Here is a 3,515-nt window from a genome sequence, read left to right on the forward strand (position 1 = left end):
CGCCTGCCGTACGCCCTTGCCGCCCGGCGCGGCGACGGGCGTCCCGCCGACCTCGCACCAGCCGAAGGAGTACGCGGCCATCTCGGCCACCCACGGATGCAGCCGGCCCACCGCCTCCCGCAGCGCGGGCCGCACCAAGTCCCCGCATCGGGCGAGGACTTCGGGCGCCGACGGCGGGGCCTGTATCGCGGTCACCGGGCCACCGCCGCGACAGGACCGAACTCCTCCTGGGCCCGGGCCACCATCTCCCGGGCGTGCTTCAGGCCGCTCCGCTCCAACGTCCGTGCCAGGTCGGCGAGTTCGGCTGCCGTCTCCGCGCGGTCCCGGCCCAGCTGCGCCAGCGACTTGGCCAGGCCCAGCCGGGCCAGCGCCTCGCCGCGCGGCTCGCTCATGGCGCGGAACTCCTCCAGCGCGAGCTCGTACAGGTCCCGCGCCTCTGCGTGACGCCCGGCGCGATACAGCACGTTGCCGCGCATCTTGTGGTTGTAGGCGAGCGCGCTGGAGAGGTCCATCGCGCGGCAGCCGGCCTCCGCCCGGGACAGCAGTTCCAGCGCCCCCTCGGTGTCCTTGTCGCGCACCGAGAGGATGTCGGCGAGCCCGCGCAGCGCCCAGGCGTGCCCGCGCCGGTCCTCCGCCCGCTCGGCTATCTCCGCCGCCTCCTCGAACAGCGCGTAGGCGCGGTCGTGGTCGCCGGTGTTGCGGTGCATCTGTGCGATGCCCTCCAGCGCCCACACGGTGTGCCGGGCCTCACCGCGCTTGCGCGCCTCGGCCAGCAGCTGCTCGTGCAGCCGGCCGACCGCCGCGTAGTCGCCCTGGATCCGGCCGGTCTCCGCGAGGCCGGCCAGCGAGTAGCCGCGGACGACGATGTCCCCGCCGCGCTCGCCGAGTTCGGCCGCGAGCCCCAGCAGCCGCCAGGCCAGCGGGAAGGCCCCGCGCTGGCGGGCGAGGGTGCCGCCGCTCCACAGGGCCCATGCCATCGCCGCGGTGTCGCCGGCCGTGCGGGCGGCGCGGTAACTCGCCTTCCAGGCCCGGTCCGCGTCTGCCACGTGGCCGAGCCGCCGGTGCGCCTCGGCGACGGCCAGACCGCAGCGGGCCGCCTCGGCGGGGCGCCCGGACCGCTCGGCCTCGTGCAGCTTCTCGGTGCCCTCCGCCAGCACATCGACCAGCGAGGAGTTCACGGACAGGGTGGTCAGGGCGCCCTGGTACTCAGGGGCGAAAGCCTTGCCGTACATACGCGCCTTTCTATACACGACGTGTATACATCGCGTGTATAGGGTGGGGGAAATACGCCCCGGCCGAAGGGACCGGGGCGCGTCGGTCTGTCACCGATCAAGACGCGGGTACGGCGACGAGGGTTGCCTGGGTTGCCCGTGCGACGTGGATCACGCTGTGAGGGCTCAGTGCTGCTGGGCCTTCTGCGGGGTCAGCTCGCTCGGCCGTACCACGACGAAGCCCTCGCCCTGGAGCATCAGCTGCACCGTTTCCCCTGAACCGCCGCGCAGCATCGAGCCGATGGACTGGGATCGGTGCAGCGAGGTCTGCAGATGTGCGGTCCAGCCGACCACCGCGTCCGTGTCGACGTACACCGGGGACTGCGCGGAGACCGGGATGACCAGCGGGTTCCCCTCGCAAACGAGACCGAGCCGGCCCTGCCCGCTGAACACGCTGTTGAACAGACCGCCGCCGGCGATGCCCGAACCCTTCACCGTCCTGATCTCGTACGACAGCGAGGCGTCGAAACACAGGACGTTGCGGCCGTTGACCGTGAACTGGTCACCGGGCTCGACCTCGACGATGAAACAGTTCTGCGCCTCGTGCGCGAACCAGGCCTCGCCCTGGCCGCGCACCGCCATCAGGGGCAGCCCCTCTCCGGTGACCGCGCGCTTCAGCATGCCGCCGACACCCTGGCCCTTGCGCTCGAACCTGAGGTCGCCCCGGTAAGCGACCATCGCGCCCTGGCGGGCGTACATCTCACCGCTCACGGCGTACTTGATGCACTTGGCGTTCTCGACGGACATGCCCGGCTCCACAGCCGGCTGCACCACGTGCGCACTGGAAAAGAGATCACCCTTCATGCGGGGCATGGTGTCCCGGAGGATGCCATTCCGCCAAGATCACGGAACGTGCCCGGTCAGCCACCGAACAGCTGGGTCCAGTAGGTGCCCGCCCGGCCGCCACCCGTGAAGCCGACGCCTATGTGGCCGAACTCCCGCTTCAGGATGTTGGCGCGGTGGCCGGGACTGTTCATCCAGCCGTCCACGACCTCGGCGGGGGAGCGCTGGCCGCAGGCGATGTTCTCGCCGATGGTGCGCCGGCGGGACCCCGCGGCCGCGGCGCGGTCCCAGGGCCGGGAGCCGTCGGGGGAGGTGTGGTCATAGAAGTCGCGGGCCACCATGTCCGCGCAGTGCGCCTGCGCGGCGACCGTGAGCAGCGGGTCCATCGCGAGCGGCGGCAGACCGGCTCGGCCGCGCTCGGCGTTGGTGAGGGCGACCACCTCGGCGGCCGTGCGCGACAGTGCGTCCGGGGTGAGCGGAGCGGCCCACAGTGCGGTCCAGTACCGGTCGCCGGCGTCGGCGCGAGCCAGAGCGGCGTGCCGGAAGGCCGGATCGAGCAGGATGCGCCGGGACCGGCCCGAGCCCAGGCAGTACTCCACGAACTCGGCAGGGGAGCGCGGACCGGACACGAGGTGCTCGCCGACGGTGACGTACGCGTATCCGGCGCCAGTGATGCGCTGGTGCACCGAGACCCCGTCCCGCCCCTCGGCCCCGAGCCGCCCGGCATCCGCCATGGCTCGCGCATGGGCCCGCGCGGCGGACCCGAGACGCGCATCAGGGCCGACGGCCCCCGAACCAGCCTGAGCGCGGGCCGAGTTGACGAGACGGAGGAACTCGTCCCCGAGGCTTCCCGGGAGCGGATCTGACCGTGTTCCTGCGGAGCCTTCCGTGAGCGAGCCGAACCGTGTTCCTGCGGAGCGTTCCGTGAGCGGGCCGGACCGTGCTCCCACGGCGCCTTCCGTAAGTCGGCCGGACGGCGATCTCTCGGAGCCTCCCGCGAGTCGCCTGGTCGTCGGACCTGCGGAGCCTTCCGTGGGTGGGCCGGTGGACGGGTCCGGGGAGGTGTCCGCGAGTTGGCTGGCCGGCGGGTCCGGGCAGTGTCGGGTGGGTCGGCCGGGCGGCGGGCTTGCGGAGCTTCCCGTGGGTCGGCTGGGCGTCGGGTCCGGGGAGGTGCCCGCGAGTTGGCTGGCCGACGGGTCCGGGCAGTGTCGCGTGGGTCGGCCGGGCGGCGGACCCGTGGAGTTTCCCGTGGGTCGGCTGGTCGTCGGGCCTGTGGAGCTTCCCGTGGGTGGGCTTGTGGGTGGGCTCGGGGGGTCGCCTGCGAGTTGGTTGGCCGACGGGTCCGGGGGCCTGGCGCGAGTCGGCTGGTCGTCGGACCTGCGGAGCCTTCCGTGGGTGGGCCGGTGGACGGGTCCGGGGAGGTGCCCGCGAGTTGGCTGTCCGGCGGGTCCTGGCAGTGTC

Annotated in this window: 2 protein-coding genes and 2 pseudogenes; all 4 read right to left on the minus strand. The window is 73.0% G+C overall.

The features are described from left to right. Positions 1-195: pseudogene (locus M878_RS49935) on the minus strand (polyprenyl synthetase family protein); the annotation flags it as partial. After that, the gene (locus M878_RS87815) at positions 192-1,232 is read right to left on the minus strand and encodes a tetratricopeptide repeat protein (protein ID WP_023553076.1); all 1,041 of its coding nucleotides are present in this window, start codon (positions 1,230-1,232) and stop codon (positions 192-194) included. The pseudogene M878_RS49935 and the gene M878_RS87815, both read right to left, overlap by 4 nt. A 165-nt stretch (positions 1,233-1,397) precedes the next feature. Further along, positions 1,398-2,075 carry an AIM24 family protein gene (locus M878_RS87820; RefSeq protein ID WP_031227017.1) on the minus strand — a complete coding sequence of 226 codons (678 nt, stop codon included), beginning with the start codon at positions 2,073-2,075 and terminating at the stop codon, positions 1,398-1,400. Positions 2,076-2,131: 56 nt separating this feature from the next. Next, positions 2,132-2,893, minus strand: a pseudogene (locus M878_RS000000100615) (CAP domain-containing protein); the annotation flags it as partial. Positions 2,894-3,515: the final 622 nt, after the last annotated feature.

This window comes from Streptomyces roseochromogenus subsp. oscitans DS 12.976 (assembly GCF_000497445.1).
Taxonomy (GTDB): Bacteria; Actinomycetota; Actinomycetes; order Streptomycetales; family Streptomycetaceae; genus Streptomyces; species Streptomyces oscitans.

Bases quoted from the DNA above. Each gene is read 5' to 3' on its own strand.
- M878_RS87815 (WP_023553076.1), bottom strand. From the start codon at position 1,232: ATGTACGGCAAGGCTTTCGCCCCTGAGTACCAGGGCGCCCTGACCACC.
- M878_RS87820 (WP_031227017.1), bottom strand. From the start codon at position 2,075: ATGAAGGGTGATCTCTTTTCCAGTGCGCACGTGGTGCAGCCGGCTGTG.